Raw genomic sequence first — 17,171 nt, forward strand, 5'->3', positions numbered from 1 at the left:
GAAGTAAATACTAAAAAGCGCGTCCTGATCGACGCGCTTTTTTTATGCCCTGGATCGTGGCTGAGTGATACGTAAACCACTGACACAGGCAGCAATCACTGCCAGAATAGCCGCAGCTATCAGCGAGACGTGCGTACCATTATCACCAAACTGATTTAGCATCAGCGCTACCAGAGCCGCGCCGCTACTCTGACCCAGAAGACGAGCCGTCCCTAACATGCCACTGGCTCCACCGCTACGTTCGCGAGGAGCGGAGGTAATAATGGTGTGGTTATTGGGTGACTGGAACAAGCCAAATCCAGCGCCACATAAGATCATCGGCCAGATAATATTGATATCCGCAGGTGACGCGGGCAGCAGAACCAGGGAAAAAAGCCCCGCAGCCATGATGAATAACCCTAAAGCACCCAGCAATCCTGCATGTACGCGTTCAATCAAATAGCCTGCCAGTGGAGCCATCACCATCGTTGCTAACGGCCACGGTGTCAGAAGTAAACCTGTTTCGACTTCACTACGCCCGAGCACGGTTTGCAGGTAAAAGGGAAGGGAAACCATTGCCAGCATTTGTGCGCAGAAAGAGCAAACAGATGTGCAAATAGAAAGTGAAAACAGCGGGATACGCAGTAAATCCACCGGTAGCAGCGGTACGGGAAGAGAAAGCTGGCGGCGAATAAAGAAAATACCAACGACAACCATTACCACCAGTTCCGCACCAATCAATGTCAGTGATTGCCCCTGAGCGAAACCACTCAATGCAGTAATAAGCAGGCCGAAGGTTAACGCGTTCATCACGGCGCTGGGCAGGTCGAAACGGGGTTTACTGGCGCGAGAACCATTGGGTGGCAGAAAACGCATCGCCAGAAGCAGGGCGATAATACCCAACGGTACGTTGATTAAAAATAACCATTTCCAGGATGCGATGGAGAGGATTGCTGCAGCAATTGTCGGCCCGGCAGCAGAAGAGACGGCAACTATAAACGAGTTTATGCCCATCCCTCTACCCAGAAAACGTTGTGGATAGATCAGGCGGATAAGTGCGGTATTAACGCTCATCAACGCTGCACCGCCGAAACCTTGTATGACACGCGCAAGGGTGAGCATTTGCAGCGAATCAGAAAGGGCGCAGAACAGTGAAGACAACAGAAAAACGACCAGACCGCATTTATAAATACGTCGATAGCCAAACATATCGCCCAGAAACGAAAACGAGAGCAGGGAGATGACAATGGCGATTTGATAGGCGTTCACTACCCAGATGGAACTGGCCGGCGTGGCATGAAGGTCCGTAGCGATTGTTGGCAAGGCGACGTTGGCGATTGCGCCGTCAAGGACAGCCATCGAAATACCAATCACAATGGTTAATATCGCACAGTATCGCTGGGGCAATGGCAGGCCGTCGGCCTGAACTTTTGGCATAGGAATTTTATATCTTTGGTGAATAATCAACAGGGGTATGATTCTAGCACTGATATTCACGGTGGATGTCGCAGAATTGTAACTAACCGGCAAAAGATGGATTGCGACCACCCTGGTGCGAAATTATAATAAAAAACAGTTCTGATTTTTATAAAACACTCGCAATGAGGTGATAAATGGCTAACGCAGATCTGGATAAACAGCCTGATTCTGTATCTTCCGTGCTAAAAGTTTTTGGCATTTTGCAGGCGCTGGGTGAAGAGCGCGAAATAGGGATAACCGAGTTGTCGCAGCGCGTCATGATGTCAAAAAGCACCGTTTATCGCTTTTTACAGACCATGAAAACCTTAGGTTATGTGGCGCAGGAAGGGGAGTCGGAGAAATATTCGCTGACCCTGAAATTGTTTGAACTGGGCGCTCGCGCGTTGCAAAACGTCGATTTAATTCGTAGCGCAGATATCCAGATGCGTGAGATCTCCCGCCTGACCAAAGAAACTATCCACCTCGGCGCACTGGACGAAGATAGTATTGTTTACATCCACAAAATTGACTCAATGTACAATTTGCGCATGTATTCACGGATTGGGCGTCGTAATCCGCTGTACAGCACCGCGATTGGTAAGGTACTGCTGGCATGGCGCGATCGCGATGAAGTGATGCAAATTCTTGAGGGCGTGGAGTATAAACGCAGTACCGAGCGGACCATCACCAGTACAGAAGCGTTATTACCCGTTCTGGACCAGGTGCGCGAGCAGGGGTATGGCGAAGATAATGAAGAGCAGGAAGAAGGACTGCGTTGCATTGCGGTTCCGGTATTTGATCGCTTTGGCGTGGTCATTGCCGGTCTGAGCATCTCCTTCCCGACGTTGCGTTTCTCTGAAGAGCGTTTACAGGAATATGTCGCAATGTTGCATACCGCGGCGCGCAAAATTTCTGCCCAAATGGGTTATCACGACTATCCGTTCTGAGGAAAGTAAGAACCTGTCTGAATATCAAACAGACAGGTTCTTTATTTAGCATGAGAAAAATAAAGTTGAAGGTGGCGTTATATTAAACGCACTTGCGATAAGAATATTTTACTCATGAGTGAGAATCTGGTTATTTATTACCCTTAACCATTATCGACCACAATATTGCTTTTACGTAACAACGGGCAATCTGTTATCCCCAGAAAACCACTTTTAGTGTGCAGGTATTGTACCGTGCTGGTGCCTCTGGCGGTCAGATAGGTACATTGTAAACCTAATCCCGCGGCATTCTCTTTGCTTCCAATCAAAACGCCATATCCGCTGAGTAATAATCCTATCCATACCAGCGCTATCAGCATAACTGTGCGAATGATGAATCGCATTACAACCTCTTCTCTTTTTATGTTCGCTTAATCGTAGCGGCAATATGCGCTGAAGCAAGCGACTCATTCCGAAAAAGCACGAATATCGACATAGTTAGGCGCTGTTTAACTAACGCATGCTAGTTTAATGACATAAGGTAGGTGAAACGGAGATTGGAGTGAAAAAGTTTCGATGGGTCGCTCTGGTTGTCGTGGTGTTGGCTTGCTTGCTGCTTTGGGCGCAGGTATTCAACATGATGTGCGATCAGGATGTACAATTTTTCAGCGGAATTTGTGCCATTAACCAGTTTATCCCGTGGTGATATCATTTTTTCAGCACTAGATTTTCTTCCTCTCCAGCAGTGGTAGAATAGCGCCTCTACTCAGAGGTGGTGAAATGAACGAAGTTGTAAATTCAGGCGTGATGAACATTGCGTCTTTGGTTGTATCGGTGGTGGTTCTTCTTATCGGGCTCATCTTGTGGTTTTTTATCAATCGTGCCAGTTCACGGACTAACGAACAGATTGAACTGCTTGAGGCGTTGCTGGATCAGCAAAAACGTCAAAATGCACTGTTACGTCGTTTGTGCGAAGCAAACGAACCTGAGAAAGCAGATAAAAAGACCGTTGAGAGTCAAAAATCGGTTGAAGACGAAGATATTATTCGTCTGGTCGCCGAGCGATAATCCTTCCTCAATCTTGAGTAACCCCGTCGTTGAAGGGTTACTCAATTCATGCTGATTATACGCACTGTCATGGTGCAGCTGCTTCAAATTAAAACTCTGGTCTGACTTCAAATAATTATCATATTATTAATTTGCGTAACGGGATATCAGAAAAAGATATTTCCCTCATTAATTTATTAGGATGTTTACATCGGATTTGTGATTAAGCGTGGTATTATTTATTAGCGAAACGTTTCTCTCTTGATTTTTTTGCTCATTCATCAATTTTTCTTATTTTAAATTTACAATCCCTTTGGGGATTGACTTCTCTTTAGGGTAATTGATAGCCGTTAACTGACTGTTTTATGAGAAAAAGTGATATAACTTTTTATTCATTGCATAGTAGAAAATGTGATATTGCACGCACTATGTAATAACTTCTCCCACTGGCCTGGAACAACTGAACTTATTGAACTATGTTAGAAAATACGTCAGTTTAAGTATCTGCCTGAACTGGCAAGGTTAAGCACAATGATATATCGGCGCGTATTCCGTTGCATAAGTGTGCAAAAAAAGTGGAAGACGTATCGAGATTTGTGCGTCTGATCGAGACATGTTTAAAAATGGCTTGCCATAATTAACGTTGTATGTGATAACAGATTTCGGGTTAAACGAGGTACAGTTCTGTTTATGTGTGGCATTTTCAGTAAAGAAGTCCTGAGTAAACACGTTGACGTTGAATACCGCTTCTCTGCCGAGCCTTATATTGGTGCCTCATGCAGTAATGTGTCAGTTTTATCTATGTTATGCCTGCGGGCGAAGAAAACAATCTAAGGAATTTTTCAAATGGCAAAGATTAAAGGTCAGGTTAAGTGGTTCAACGAGTCTAAAGGTTTTGGCTTCATTACTCCGGCTGATGGCAGCAAAGATGTGTTCGTACACTTCTCCGCTATCCAGGGTAATGGCTTCAAAACTCTGGCTGAAGGTCAGAACGTTGAGTTCGAAATTCAGGACGGTCAGAAAGGTCCGGCAGCTGTTAACGTAACAGCTATCTGATCGAATCCACTGATCTGAAGTGTGAATACGCTTCAATCTCGCTATAAAGCCTCGTCGAATGCGAGGCTTTTTACTTTGTTTTATCTTCGCTCCAGTCGTTCGGATATTTGCCCGCCGCATGATTCGCGTTACACTTGCGGCCTTTAGTATCCTGCCGGAGTTGTCATGTCGTTTTCCTGTCCACTTTGCCATCAGCCTCTTTCGCGTGAAAAAAACAGCTATATCTGTCCCCTGCGACATCAGTTTGATATGGCGAAAGAAGGGTATGTCAATCTGCTGCCCGTTCAGCATAAACGGTCTCGTGATCCGGGCGACAGCGCGGAAATGATGCAAGCACGCCGCGCATTCTTAGATGCCGGACATTATCAGCCGCTGCGTGATGCAATTGTCGGCCAACTGCGGGAACGGCTTGATGCAAAGGCCGCGGCGGTGCTGGATATTGGCTGTGGTGAAGGGTATTACACACACGCATTTGCTGATGCGTTGCCCGAAATCACCACGTTTGGTCTGGATGTCTCGAAGGTAGCGATAAAAGCGGCGGCGAAACGCTATCCGCAGGTCACTTTTTGTGTTGCTTCCAGCCACCGTTTGCCGTTTTCCGATACCAGTATGGACGCCATAATACGTATTTACGCGCCGTGTAAAGCAGAAGAACTAGCGCGAGTAGTGAAGCCCGGCGGTTGGGTCATTACTGCCACGCCGGGACCGAGACACTTAATGGAGCTGAAGGGGCTGATTTACAATGAAGTACATCTTCATGCACCTCATGCAGAACAACTGAAAGGTTTTACATTACAGCAGAGTGATGAGTTGTGTTATCTGATGCGTCTTCGCGGTGATGAAGCCGTCGCATTATTGCAGATGACGCCGTTTGCCTGGCGTGCGAAGCCTGAAGTCTGGCAAGCACTGGCAGCAAAAGAAGTGTTCGACTGCCAGACGGACTTTAATATTCACCTCTGGCAGCGTTCTTATTAACCGTGGAAGTGCGTCCAGAGGATCTGGACGCCAATACCGATCAGTACCAGCCCGCCGAGAATTTCCGCTTTTTTCCCAATAATTGAGCCGATAAAGCGACCAACCATCATCCCTAATGTCGACATAATCAAGGTTGCACAACCAATGGCCAATGCGGTCGCGATAATGTTAACCTGCAGGAAAGCAAGACCAACACCCACAGCCATGGCATCCAGGCTGGTGGCAATCGCAGTGGTTACCAGTAACCAGAAACCGTGTCGACGGCGCGGTTCTTCATCTTCATCATCTGCGCCACGAAAACCCTCAATAATCATTCGCCCGCCGAGAAATATCAGCAGCACAAACGCAATCCAGTGGTTCCATTCAAGGACAAACCGACTGGCTAACATGCCCATTCCCCAGCCGATCAGCGGCGTCAGGGTTTCGACGGCACCAAAAATAAGGCCGGTTCGCAATGCTTCAGAAAATTTCGGTTTATGGAAGGTGGCACCTTTACCGATTGATGCAGCAAAGGCATCCATCGACATACCAAACGCAAGAAGAACAGTAGCAGTGATATTCATGACAACGTCCTGACCGGGGTATCCATAAAACACATCATCGCCCCCAGCAAACATGCATACATGAACAACAAGCCGCGATGGTTTTCGCGTTCATGCAGGCATAGCGATTGATGTGCATATGGTCTCGCCTGACTGAAAGTGTTCAGTCCGTACGTGCCACGTTTTGCAACGAGTATGTTGACACGTACATTTCCGGAATCTGGAAATCAGCTACTCCCCAAATGAGGGCGCAACCTTAACATATTTTGAGAATATAAGACAACTGTTGGAATATATTATTTTATTGTTTTATTGATAACGATTTTCATTTATATTTATATATCAATGAAACGTTAAAATAAAAAACAAATAAGGGAAGAGGTAATATAGCCTAAGCTATGTCTGATTATTAAAAATACACTAAACATAGCTTTGGCTAAATTCATAACTTATTGAGTTGAAACGAGAAGCTTATAAATTTTTTCCAAATCGTCGATATTTCGAACGCGGATTAACAGCCGACGCTGTTCTAATTGCATCACCAACACGCCATCTTCCGACAAGTTCATCGCTTTGATTCGGCTATATTCAATCCAGACATTGGCGAAGAAAAAACCTTTTTGTTTAAAGATGATCTTCGGAACGCGAATCCAGAATATATAAAAACCCATCAGAGCCAGTGCACTTAATAACCATGTTGTTATAAGCGCGCCATGATTCGTGACGTTGTTATAGATAAGAATGACAATCAATCCGACGAAGATAACGCTATCGATGCGACCACGCCGGAGCAAAGGAATTGCCAGCAGGGTGGGGCCGTTACGGCGGTGCATGATGAACTGATCGTAGATCGCGAAGGCCAGAAGTGCGGCGATGAAAAGAATCAGTACCAGGTCCGTGATTGTCATTAATCCTCCAGATAAAAAAACGGGGCCAAAAGGCCCCGGTAGTGTACAACAGTCTTACAGTCCCAGCAGGCCGCAAGCGTAACCAGCGATACCGATGACGAAGAAGCCAACGATGATCCACAGCGGGTTAACTTTTTTGCGCAACAGCCACATACAAGCAAAGGTCAGCAGCAGTGGCACAAGGCCTGGCATTAACTGGTCCAGAATAGTCTGGACAGTGGTAACGTGTTCTTTGCCCGTCTGGTCAGTAATGCGAGAGACCACCAGCGGGATGTTGACATGTGTCCACTTATTAACCAATGCCCCCATGACAAACAGGCCGAGGATAGACGCCCCTTCCGTCAGTTTTTGCAGGAAGCCACCACCCATATCTTTAACGATATCGATACCTTTGGAGTAACCATACGCTACGCCGTAGTAACGGGTTGCCAGACGCACCAGGTTAAACAGGATGAAGAACAGCAGCGGACCTAACAGGCTGCCGCTCATCGCGATACCAGCCCCCAGCGCTGCAAATACCGGACGTACCGTTCCCCAGAAGATCGGGTCGCCTACACCAGCCAGCGGCCCCATCAAACCGACTTTGATACCGTTGATAGCACCGTCATCGATCTCTGCGCCATTAGCACGCTGTTCTTCCAGCGCCAGGGTTACGCCGAGAATCGGCGCAGCCACGAACGGCTGGGTGTTAAAGAACTCCAGGTGACGGCGAATAGCTTGTTTACGAGCTTCGTTGTTCTCAGGGTAGAGGCGACGAATTGCCGGTACCATAGAGAAGCAGAAACCCAGTGCCTGCATACGTTCGAAGTTCCATGAACCCTGGAAGAGGTTAGAACGCAGGAAGACGCCACGAATATCACTTTGAGTGAGTTTTTTCTCGGTGGTAGTTTGAGTTGTATCAACCATTTCGCTCACCTGTTAGTCCAGTTCGTTATCGAGATCGTTGTTACCAGCTGCCTGAGCAGGCGCACCGGCTACGCGGTTGTATTTCGGGCTAAGTTGGATGTAGAGCACTGCCATAACAGTACCAATCACACCCAGAGCAACCAGGTTAAAGTTGGTGAATGCTGCGGTTACGAAGCCGAGGTAGAAGAACGGCATCAGGTAGCCAGCACGCATCATGTTGATAACCATCGCATAACCAACCACCACGATCATGCCACCGGCGATATTCAGACCATTGGTCACCACTTCCGGAATCGCATTCAGCATGTTCTGTACTTCGCTGGTACCAACAGACAACGCAACGATGACGGCCGGAATAGCCACACGCATTGCTTGCAGGAACAGAGAAGAAACGTGGATCCAGGAAATCGCTGTCAGGTTGCCGTTATCAGCAGCCTTATCCGCAGCGTGCTGGAAAGCAACGGTAATAGTACGAACGATGATGGTCAGTACCTGGCCCGCAGCGGCCAGAGGGATTGCCAGTGCGATACCTGCACCAATGCTCTGATGACCTGCGATAACCAGAATAGTAGAAATGATGGAAGCCAGAGCGGCGTCAGGCGCAACTGCAGCACCGATGTTCATCCAGCCCAGCGCGATCATTTCCAGCGTACCACCGATAATAATACCGGTTTTCATATCGCCAAGAACGATACCCACCAGGGTACACGCGATTAGCGGACGGTGAAACTGAAATTCATCGAGGATTGATCCCATACCTGCGATACAGGCTACGATAAATACCAGCACAATTTGAAGAGTGGTAATCTCCATTGTACTTCTCCTGTTTACGTAAGACTTAAGTGTGAAAACTGAGTGATAATCAACACAATACGTTACTTATCGATTTTGCTGATCAGATCCATCATTTTCAGTTTCGGATCGGTGGAAACCTTACGGACTTCCAGCTCAATACCGCGCGCATTCAGTTTCTTGAACGCCTCGATATCTTTTTCATCAACCGAAACCGCGTTATTCACCTGGGTTTTACCCTGACGGAATGCCATACCACCGACGTTAACAGAGGTGATTTTCACGCCGCCTTCAACGAGACGCTCTACATCTGTTGGGTTGGTAAATAACAGCATTACGCGTTCGCCAGCATATTTCGGGTTGTTGTAGACGCGAATCATTTTGGCAACATCAACTACGTGTGCTGTTACGCCCGGAGGTGCAACCTGGGTGAGCAGTGTCTTACGAACGGTATCCGCAGCCACTTCATCACTAACAACAATAATACGGGAGACATTGGTTTCTTTGGTCCAGCGGGTGGCGACCTGACCGTGAATCAGACGGTCGTCGATACGAGCAAGGCCAATAACCATGTAGTCGTTTGGTCCCATTGGTTTTGCCGGAGTTGGAGCCGCTTTTGGTGCTGCGGCAGCGGGTGCTGGCGCGGCTTTTTCAACCGGTTTGGCTTTCAGTGCTTTCACGCCTTCACGGCCTGTTTCTACTGCCAGCGCCACCAGTTCATCAAAGCTTGGGTCATCATCACGGGCCATTAACGTTTCCACGAGCATTGGAATGTTAACGCCTGCAATGACTTCATAATGCTCTTTGTCGACGACAATGCGGCTGGCAGCATTGAACGGGCTGCCTCCCCATGTATCAACGAGAAACAGCACGCCTTTAGTGGTGTCGAGTTTTGCCAACTGAGCGTTGTACTTTTCAATCAGCGTTTCGGCATTTTCACCTGGAACGAAATCGATCCAGCCGACGTTTTCCTGCTCGCCTAACAGCATTTCTGCCGTTTTAAGCAACTGCTCTGCAGCCCAACCATGTGTGCCTATAACAATAGCAATGGTCACTTGCTACCTCCTTTATTATCGTTAACACCTCAACGTGCCAGATGTATTTTTGAATCGTCGTCCACAATCGAATCGATTCAGATAAGGGCTACAACCAAAAACCCCTGCGTTTCGCGATTTATTTTAGATATCGAAAAAATTATTTTATGTGATGAAGATCCGTAATTTAACTTTCGATTAGCAGAAATTTCGAAAGGTAAAATATCCTTGTCACATTCGTTTGCAAAGGAAGGTAAATCTTTGCCAAATCAGAGGCGTCTCTGATATGTTTAACTCCCGTTTAACAACCATGGAGTATAGGGCAGTAGCCCGCAGTATGGATCGTCACCGACGTCATTTCAGCATCAGGCCTTTTAACGCCTGCCTTTCTGGCACTCTATGCCGCACCTTTCGTTTGCATTTTGTCGTTACGCCTGCATTATTTCTGGCGTCGAATAGCTATTCCTTAAGCAGGAGCTTGTCATGGAATTCTTAATGGACCCCTCAATTTGGGCGGGGCTACTCACGCTTGTTGTTCTCGAAATTGTGCTGGGTATCGATAACCTGGTCTTCATTGCCATTCTTGCTGACAAACTGCCGCCAAAACAACGCGATAAAGCGCGTTTGCTGGGATTATCACTGGCGCTGATTATGCGTCTGGGGCTGCTGTCGCTGATTTCATGGATGGTCACGCTGACCAAACCGCTATTTACCGTTATGGATTTTTCCTTCTCCGGACGCGACCTGATTATGTTGTTCGGGGGGATATTCTTGCTGTTCAAAGCAACAACCGAACTGCATGAACGGCTGGAAAACCGCGATCATGATTCCGGCCACGGTAAAGGCTACGCCAGTTTCTGGGTGGTCGTCACACAGATCGTCATCCTTGACGCCGTCTTCTCGTTGGATGCGGTAATTACGGCAGTAGGGATGGTTAACCATCTGCCAGTGATGATGGCGGCGGTAGTGATTGCGATGGCGGTTATGCTGCTGGCATCAAAACCGCTGACGCGATTCGTTAACCAGCACCCCACGGTGGTGGTGCTCTGTCTGAGCTTCCTGTTAATGATTGGTCTGAGTCTGGTGGCAGAAGGTTTCGGTTTCCACATTCCGAAAGGTTACCTGTATGCCGCGATTGGCTTCTCGATCATCATCGAAGTGTTTAACCAGATTGCGCGTCGCAACTTTATTCGTCACCAGTCGACTTTGCCGCTGCGAGCGCGTACTGCCGATGCGATTCTCCGTTTGATGGGCGGGAAACGTCAGGCCAATGTTCAGCACGATGCCGATAACCCGATGCCGATGCCGATCCCGGAAGGTGCATTTGCCGAAGAAGAACGTTACATGATTAACGGCGTACTGACGCTGGCGTCGCGTTCTCTGCGCGGGATCATGACGCCGCGCGGTGAAATAAGCTGGGTTGACGCTAATCTCGGGGTCGATGAAATCCGCGAGCAACTGCTCTCTTCACCGCACAGTCTGTTCCCGGTATGTCGCGGTGAACTGGATGAAATCATTGGTATCGTACGTGCTAAAGAACTGCTGGTGGCGCTGGAAGAGGGCGTTGATGTGGCGGCGATTGCTTCGGCGTCTCCGGCGATTATCGTCCCTGAAACCCTCGATCCGATCAACCTGCTGGGCGTGCTGCGTCGTGCTCGCGGGAGCTTTGTTATCGTGACCAACGAGTTTGGTGTGGTACAAGGCTTGGTCACGCCGCTGGATGTGCTGGAAGCCATTGCGGGTGAATTCCCGGATGCTGACGAAACGCCGGAAATCATTACTGATGGTGACGGCTGGCTGGTAAAAGGCGGTACAGATTTGCATGCCTTGCAGCAGGCGCTTGATGTTGAGCACCTTGCCGATGACGATGATATCGCGACGGTCGCGGGCCTCGTGATCTCGGCAAATGGTCACATTCCCCGTGTGGGCGATGTGATTGATGTAGGGCCACTGCATATCACCATCATTGAAGCCAATGATTATCGTGTTGATCTGGTTCGCATTGTTAAAGAGCAACCGGCGCACGATGAAGATGAGTAAGCGTTAACGTAACGGCATAATGGGTGTGATATGTCCATTATGCCGGGCGGGCGGCGGTTGGCTGCCCGCCAGCCATTTGGGAAAATCACGTAGCGGCATCGGCTGTGCGTACAAATACCCTTGCAAAATATGCACGCCATGACTGCGCAAATACTTCGCCTGTTCTTGCGTTTCTACGCCCTCCGCCACCAGTTCAATATTCAGTCTTTGCCCCAGTGCGATGATGATATCGGTCACCGTCGAGTTAACCGCGTCAGAACCTATAGCTGCGGTAAATGACTTATCAATTTTCAGAACGTCAGGACGTAATGTTTCAAGCCAGGAAAATGAACTGTTGCCGGTGCCGAAGTCATCAATCGCCAGTTTGACGTTTTTACGATGCAGCTCGCGGGCAATCCGGTAATCAACATCCAGTAAGGCATCGCGTTCGGTGATTTCGAGGATCAGTTGCTGAATCGGGTGAGCGCTAAACCAGTACTGATTGAGATCTTTTATCAGCACACCACGGCGAAAATGGCTGGGTGCGACGTTAATGCCAACATGAAACTGACTACTCATTGGGAAAACATGGCGCTGACGAATGGTTTCTGCCATCACATAGCGGGTCAGTGGCACAATTAAATGATGTTCTTCCGCGATAGGAATAAACACATCCGGTGAAATCCAGCCCTGACGCGGATTGTTCCAGCGCAGCAAAATCTCTACACCAATACATTGCTGGCTGCGTGCATTAAGCAAAGGCTGACAGAACAATTCGAACTCATGTTGCGCCAGGCCCAGATTGATCTCGCGGGAAAAGCTCATTCGGTAAGCGGTCGCCAGCCAGGCGATGTAGCCCACCAGTAAACTTAGCAGCACCGCCAGCGGTAATTGTGTTGGAAGATAGTGCCATGCCAGCGCCGTAGCCCCCGGGCCATTAACGTTAATGGTAAAAGGAAAGCGTTGCGAAGAAACCTGATAGTTTTCATTGTTTTCAGGTTGCGGAAGGGAATCTACCAGCCCATTCCCATAGAGCAAATGCCGACTGTCCACCGTCAGGCTGGCGCTACTGATTTGCGGCAGCTGTGGTTCAAGGAGCATTGCCGTCAGTAAGTCGATGTTAATCATCTCCATGACCCCAGCATTGCTACTGCCCGCTGCAGGCGTCCATTGAATCAAAACCGGACTGCCTTTTATCAGGGCACGGTCGGTCGTCAGTCGTAAAAGTGGTTGCGGTGCAGGAAGTTCAGCCAGAATGTCCACGACGGGCACATTGCGATAGCCAAAAATGCTGGAGCAATAAAGTGTGCCGTCTTGCACCAGGCCAATGGATCGCACAGTTTGGAGTTTTGCCGCCTGTTTACGTAATGGCAAATGGGCGACAGAGCAGGGCAGACCAATTAGCGGAAGTAAGACTTCGCTACCTGCCTGTAGGGGAAGCAGTACTTTATCTAATTCCTCTACAGCGTGATTGGCGAATTGTACTACCCGTTGTTGATTTAAGTTACGCTGTGAAATAAATCGCACGCTCAGGGTCGAAGCGAGCGTAACGAGTGCGCAAATCGTACAAACAATCATTCGATTACGGCGATAGGTTTTAATGATCCGTTGTGCTTTTTGCATGCGGGCCACCCTGTAAGCGTATGGCGACAAACGCCTGACGCAACAGTGGAAGTGTAGTGGGGAAAATTACAGCAGACGAGAAAGCGGGGATAAATTCGCCCATCCGTTGCAGATGAGCGAGTAAGAAGTATTAGTCACACTGGACTTTGATTGCCAGACCACCGCGTGAGGTTTCGCGGTATTTAGCGTTCATGTCCTTACCGGTTTCGTACATCGTTTCGATGACCTTATCCAGCGAGACGCGCGGTGCACTGGTGCGGCGTAAGGCCATGCGTGCAGCATTGATCGCTTTCACAGAGGCAATAGCATTACGCTCAATGCACGGCACCTGAACCTGCCCTGCAACCGGGTCGCAGGTCAGACCGAGGTTGTGCTCCATGCCAATTTCCGCCGCCACACAAACCTGTTCCGGGCTACCGCCCAACAGCTCGGCAAGGCCCGCAGCAGCCATTGAACAGGCAACACCCACTTCGCCCTGGCAACCGACTTCCGCACCGGAAATAGAGGCGTTCATTTTATACAGTGCACCAATCGCACCCGCTGCCATAAAGTAGCGGGTATAGATGTCCGGGCTGACGGACTCAATAAAGTGGTCATAGTAAGCCAGCACTGCCGGAACAATGCCACAAGCACCGTTGGTTGGCGCAGTTACCACGCGACCACCGGCGGCGTTCTCTTCGTTAACTGCCAGCGCAAACATGTTTACCCAGTCAATGACATTCATTGGATCGTTAGACAGTTTATCGCTGGAAACCAGCATCCGGCGCAGGGCAGACGCACGACGCGGCACGCGCAGCGGGCCTGGCAGTACGCCTTCGGTGTTCATCCCGCGATCGATACATGCCTGCATGGTTTGCCAGACATGAGCGAAATACTCGTCGATCTCTTTCTTGCTGTGCAGCGCCAGTTCGTTCTGCATAGCGAGACCAGACAGCGAATAGCCGGTTTCATTACAGTACGCGAGCAGTTCGGTGGCAGATTTGAACGGATACGGCACGCTCACTTCGTTGGCGGCATCCTGACCAAAGTGTTCTTCATCGACGATAAAACCGCCGCCGATGGAATAATAAGTTTTGCTGTAGACGACTTCATCGCCGTTATAGGCGTGGATTTGCATACCGTTTTCATGCAGCGGCAGGTTGCCGTTATGAAAACGCATCCCGTTGTCGCGCGGGAAATCCACTTCATGCCGTCCCTGTGCCAGCAGCAGACGTTCGCGCTCTTCTACGTCGCGAATAAAACCGGGAATACTGTCGATATCCACGGTGGCAGGTTCGTTACCTGCAAGACCCATAATAATGGCGATATCGGTGTGGTGGCCTTTACCCGTCAGCGACAGTGAACCATAAACGTCCACGGCAACGCGAGTAACGCTATCCAGTAAGCCTTTTTCGACCAGATCATCGACGAACTGTTTACCCGCCTTCATAGGCCCTACGGTATGGGAAGATGAGGGACCAATCCCCACCTTAAACATGTCGAATAGACTAATCACGATAATACTCCTGACAAGGTGACTGGACTTCCAGTAACGAACTAATAACAGCGCATAGTGTAAGAGGGAACGCGGCGACTGGCTTAACTATTCACATGAATTAAACTAATCAAAAACCGCGATTTAACTAATATTGCGATGATTGTCTCAAGTAGTGTTTTGTAGATGTAAAGATAAGTATAGTCAGGGTTTCACACCAATTTGCAGCGCCAGCTCACGAATTATGCCTGCGGTCATTCCCCATACAAAATACTGTTCGTACCAGGACAGCCATACCCGATGTGAATCGCCACGGCGGTAGATATCTAAAGGATGATAACGACCCAGATGTAATGCCTGGGCGAGCGGCATTTCAAAGACGGCGGAGACTTCATCTTCACTGGCGCGATACGGCAGATCGGGCGGGATAATGCCGACCACTGGGGTTACCTGATAGCCAGTGACGCTATCGACGGGCGGCAGCACGCCGATAACCTCAACGGCGGAAGGCGGTATAGCGACCTCTTCTTCAGCTTCGCGCAGCGCAGCGGCGATAACTGATGCGTCCGTGTCATCGACTGCGCCTCCAGGGAATGCCACTTGTCCAGCGTGTTTACGCAGATGAATCGAACGCTGAGTCAGCAACAACCCCGGTTGCGGTCGGCGGACGATGGGGATTAACACGGCAGCCTGACGATGATTTAAGGTTTCCCGGTTAATTTGCGGGCGCAAAAGTTGAAAGCGCGATAAAAAATCATCAAGCGTCAGGCTACGGTATTCCACGTCTTACTTCTCCAGTTGGCGTAATATCTTATTAACTTTATCAAAAGTTTCCTGATATTCCGCTTCTTCCTGGCTATCGGCAACAATTCCACCGCCCGCAGAGCAGTAAATTTGTCCGTTAATGGTAGTCAGCGTGCGGATAGTAATGCTGGTGTCCATGTTGCCGCAAAAGCTCAAATAGCCAATGCTGCCGCACCAGGCATTGCGTCGCTGCGGTTCCAGTTCGTCGATAATTTCCATAGCCCGTACTTTCGGAGCCCCGGTTATTGAGCCACCAGGAAAAGCCGCGCGCAGCAGATCGCTGGCGTGTAACTGTTCTGGTAGTTGCGCCGTTATGGTGCTGACCAGATGATGCACGGCAGGGAAGGGTTCCACCACGAACAGCTCTGGTACTTTTACCGAACCTGCTACGGCAACACGACCGATATCATTACGCATTAAATCGACAATCATCAGATTTTCGGCACGATCTTTCGCTGAGTTCGCCAGTTTCTCTGCTTGTTTGCTATCTTCCTGAGGATCGGGCAGGCGTGGTAGCGTGCCTTTAATCGGGCGGGTCTGGATTTCACTATTATCACAAAGGATAAACCGCTCTGGTGAAAGGCTTAAAATCGCGCCCTGCTCAAGGCGTAAAAAAGCGCTAAACGGCGCGCGGTTGGCCTGATTAAGCTGAAGGAATGCCTGCCATTCATCGCCAGAATAGGTCGCATGAAAACGCTGGGCGAGATTCACCTGATAGCAATCACCGCTGTGCAGATATTCCTGTACCTGGCGAAATTTTTCGCCGTACTGCTCGCGGGTCATATTGGATTGCCAGTCGGAAGTGAGCGTGAAATCTTCCTGCGGCGAGAATTGCTGGCTTTCCAGCCAGGCCCGACGGGCATTGACATCATTATGACTCAGCAAAGAAACTGTTTGACGCTGGTGGTCGACAACCAGCGCCCAGTCGTAGATACCCACTGCCATATCCGGCAGAACGATATCTTGCTGCGCAATTTCTGGCAGTGACTCAAAACGGCGGCCCAGATCGTAGCCAAACAACCCCAGCGCGCCGCCCTGAAATGGCAAATCTTCGTTATGCGCTGGGCGAATGTCTGCGCGATCCAGCACCTGCTGGAGCACCTGTAGCGGGTCATCAGTGGTCGTTGTGCGTTTTTCGCTTTCACTAACAACGGTTTCTTTACCGAAAGTGGTTAAAGTGCAAATCGGCTCGGCGACCACAATATCAAAGCGGCTATATGGATGATCGGCATAGCCGGAGTGTAAAAGCATCGCCCACGGCAGGTGGCTTAAGCGTGAGAAATAAAATTCAGCGGCGTCCTGACGCCAGGGTAAAGTAATCACAGCGGGAGATAACGTCTTCATCAGTCCTGACTCTACTGGCTATGTGCCGGGTAGCATGAAATAATTAGCGCCAACAATTTAGCAGGAGTTAACAATGTTTGCAGGTTTACCTTCACTCACCCATGAACAGCAGCAAAAAGCTGTCGAGCGGATCCAGGAACTGATGGCACAAGGGATGAGCAGCGGCCAGGCAATCGCGCTGGTGGCAGAAGAGCTGCGTGCCAACCATTCCGGCGAGCGAATCGTGGCGCGTTTTGAGGATGAAGACGAGTAACACACTAATCCGTATCGCTTTCGTTATAGAA

General features: G+C 49.3%; 20 protein-coding genes. 9 read left to right on the top strand and 11 right to left on the bottom strand.

Annotation, left to right across the window (positions count from 1 at the left end; all coding sequences use genetic code 11):
- Positions 1–42 precede the first annotated feature (42 nt).
- Positions 43–1,416 (bottom strand): MFS transporter, encoded by a 1,374-nt coding sequence (locus C4F37_RS05810; protein WP_001538834.1) that lies wholly within the window; start codon positions 1,414–1,416, stop codon positions 43–45.
- A 176-nt stretch (positions 1,417–1,592) separates the two neighbouring features.
- Here C4F37_RS05810 and kdgR point away from each other — a divergent pair, with 176 nt between their 5' ends.
- The gene (kdgR, locus tag C4F37_RS05815) at positions 1,593–2,384 is read left to right on the top strand and encodes a DNA-binding transcriptional regulator KdgR (protein ID WP_001262188.1); all 792 of its coding nucleotides are present in this window, start codon (positions 1,593–1,595) and stop codon (positions 2,382–2,384) included.
- 143 nt (positions 2,385–2,527) lie between these two features.
- Here kdgR and C4F37_RS05820 read toward each other — a convergent pair whose 3' ends face one another.
- Complete coding sequence (locus tag C4F37_RS05820; RefSeq protein ID WP_001211011.1) at positions 2,528–2,767, bottom strand: YobH family protein; 240 nt, start codon at positions 2,765–2,767, stop codon at positions 2,528–2,530.
- Between the two features lie 158 nt (positions 2,768–2,925).
- On the opposite strand from C4F37_RS05820, the gene mgrB reads away from it, so the two are divergent.
- The 5 genes from mgrB to rlmA all read left to right on the top strand — a co-directional run bounded on the left by mgrB (position 2,926) and on the right by rlmA (position 5,441).
- Positions 2,926–3,069, top strand: a complete 144-nt coding sequence (mgrB, locus tag C4F37_RS05825) for a PhoP/PhoQ regulator MgrB (protein WP_000714544.1) — start codon at positions 2,926–2,928, stop codon at positions 3,067–3,069.
- A gap of 74 nt (positions 3,070–3,143) precedes the next feature.
- Positions 3,144–3,431: a YebO family protein gene (locus C4F37_RS05830; protein ID WP_001006866.1), complete on the top strand. Its 288-nt coding sequence runs from the start codon at positions 3,144–3,146 to the stop codon at positions 3,429–3,431.
- A 669-nt stretch (positions 3,432–4,100) separates the two neighbouring features.
- Entirely contained in the window at positions 4,101–4,244 is a 144-nt protein-coding gene (locus C4F37_RS05840) for a DUF2627 domain-containing protein (protein ID WP_001295496.1), read from the top strand.
- A 12-nt stretch (positions 4,245–4,256) separates the two neighbouring features.
- Positions 4,257–4,466 carry a transcription antiterminator/RNA stability regulator CspE gene (gene cspE / locus C4F37_RS05845; RefSeq protein ID WP_001062678.1) on the top strand — a complete coding sequence of 70 codons (210 nt, stop codon included), beginning with the start codon at positions 4,257–4,259 and terminating at the stop codon, positions 4,464–4,466.
- Between the two features lie 165 nt (positions 4,467–4,631).
- Positions 4,632–5,441: a 23S rRNA (guanine(745)-N(1))-methyltransferase gene (gene rlmA, locus C4F37_RS05850; protein WP_001538833.1), complete on the top strand. Its 810-nt coding sequence runs from the start codon at positions 4,632–4,634 to the stop codon at positions 5,439–5,441.
- Here the strand turns inward: rlmA and mntP are convergent.
- The 5 genes from mntP to manX form a co-directional block, all read right to left on the bottom strand.
- Positions 5,438–6,004 (bottom strand): manganese efflux pump MntP, encoded by a 567-nt coding sequence (mntP, locus tag C4F37_RS05855; protein ID WP_001773937.1) that lies wholly within the window; start codon positions 6,002–6,004, stop codon positions 5,438–5,440. The genes rlmA and mntP overlap by 4 nt on opposite strands.
- Before the next feature lie 428 nt (positions 6,005–6,432).
- Entirely contained in the window at positions 6,433–6,891 is a 459-nt protein-coding gene (locus C4F37_RS05865) for a DUF986 family protein (protein WP_001538832.1), read from the bottom strand.
- A gap of 54 nt (positions 6,892–6,945) precedes the next feature.
- On the bottom strand, positions 6,946–7,797 hold the full coding sequence (gene manZ / locus C4F37_RS05870) for a PTS mannose transporter subunit IID (protein ID WP_000228655.1): 852 nt from the start codon (positions 7,795–7,797) through the stop codon (positions 6,946–6,948).
- A 12-nt stretch (positions 7,798–7,809) separates the two neighbouring features.
- Positions 7,810–8,610, bottom strand: coding sequence for a PTS mannose transporter subunit IIC (gene manY, locus C4F37_RS05875; RefSeq protein ID WP_000406926.1), 801 nt, complete (start codon positions 8,608–8,610; stop codon positions 7,810–7,812).
- 62 nt (positions 8,611–8,672) lie between these two features.
- Positions 8,673–9,644 carry a PTS mannose transporter subunit IIAB gene (manX, locus tag C4F37_RS05880; protein ID WP_000150543.1) on the bottom strand — a complete coding sequence of 324 codons (972 nt, stop codon included), beginning with the start codon at positions 9,642–9,644 and terminating at the stop codon, positions 8,673–8,675.
- A 316-nt stretch (positions 9,645–9,960) separates the two neighbouring features.
- On the opposite strand from manX, the gene C4F37_RS28220 reads away from it, so the two are divergent.
- Both C4F37_RS28220 and yoaE read left to right on the top strand, forming a co-directional pair.
- Entirely contained in the window at positions 9,961–10,119 is a 159-nt protein-coding gene (locus tag C4F37_RS28220) for a protein YoaL (protein ID WP_001327808.1), read from the top strand.
- Positions 10,107–11,663, top strand: a complete 1,557-nt coding sequence (yoaE, locus tag C4F37_RS05895) for a CNNM family cation transport protein YoaE (RefSeq protein WP_000394983.1) — start codon at positions 10,107–10,109, stop codon at positions 11,661–11,663. The genes C4F37_RS28220 and yoaE overlap by 13 nt, the downstream gene beginning before the upstream one ends.
- A gap of 3 nt (positions 11,664–11,666) precedes the next feature.
- On the opposite strand, the gene C4F37_RS05900 is transcribed toward yoaE, so the two are convergent.
- The 4 genes from C4F37_RS05900 to pabB form a co-directional block, all read right to left on the bottom strand.
- Positions 11,667–13,265 carry an EAL domain-containing protein gene (locus tag C4F37_RS05900; RefSeq protein ID WP_001337803.1) on the bottom strand — a complete coding sequence of 533 codons (1,599 nt, stop codon included), beginning with the start codon at positions 13,263–13,265 and terminating at the stop codon, positions 11,667–11,669.
- A 130-nt stretch (positions 13,266–13,395) separates the two neighbouring features.
- The gene (sdaA, locus tag C4F37_RS05905; protein ID WP_000624298.1) at positions 13,396–14,760 is read right to left on the bottom strand and encodes an L-serine ammonia-lyase; all 1,365 of its coding nucleotides are present in this window, start codon (positions 14,758–14,760) and stop codon (positions 13,396–13,398) included.
- A gap of 183 nt (positions 14,761–14,943) precedes the next feature.
- Positions 14,944–15,522, bottom strand: coding sequence for a CoA pyrophosphatase (locus C4F37_RS05910; protein WP_000456725.1), 579 nt, complete (start codon positions 15,520–15,522; stop codon positions 14,944–14,946).
- Positions 15,523–15,525: 3 nt separating this feature from the next.
- Positions 15,526–16,887, bottom strand: a complete 1,362-nt coding sequence (gene pabB / locus C4F37_RS05915) for an aminodeoxychorismate synthase component 1 (protein WP_000855012.1) — start codon at positions 16,885–16,887, stop codon at positions 15,526–15,528.
- 73 nt (positions 16,888–16,960) lie between these two features.
- Between pabB and C4F37_RS05920 the strand changes: the two genes are divergently transcribed.
- On the top strand, positions 16,961–17,140 hold the full coding sequence (locus C4F37_RS05920) for a YoaH family protein (protein ID WP_000457334.1): 180 nt from the start codon (positions 16,961–16,963) through the stop codon (positions 17,138–17,140).
- Positions 17,141–17,171 lie beyond the last annotated feature (31 nt).

This window comes from Escherichia sp. R1 (genome assembly GCF_003000935.1).
In the GTDB taxonomy this organism is placed as follows: Bacteria; Pseudomonadota; Gammaproteobacteria; order Enterobacterales; family Enterobacteriaceae; genus Escherichia; species Escherichia coli.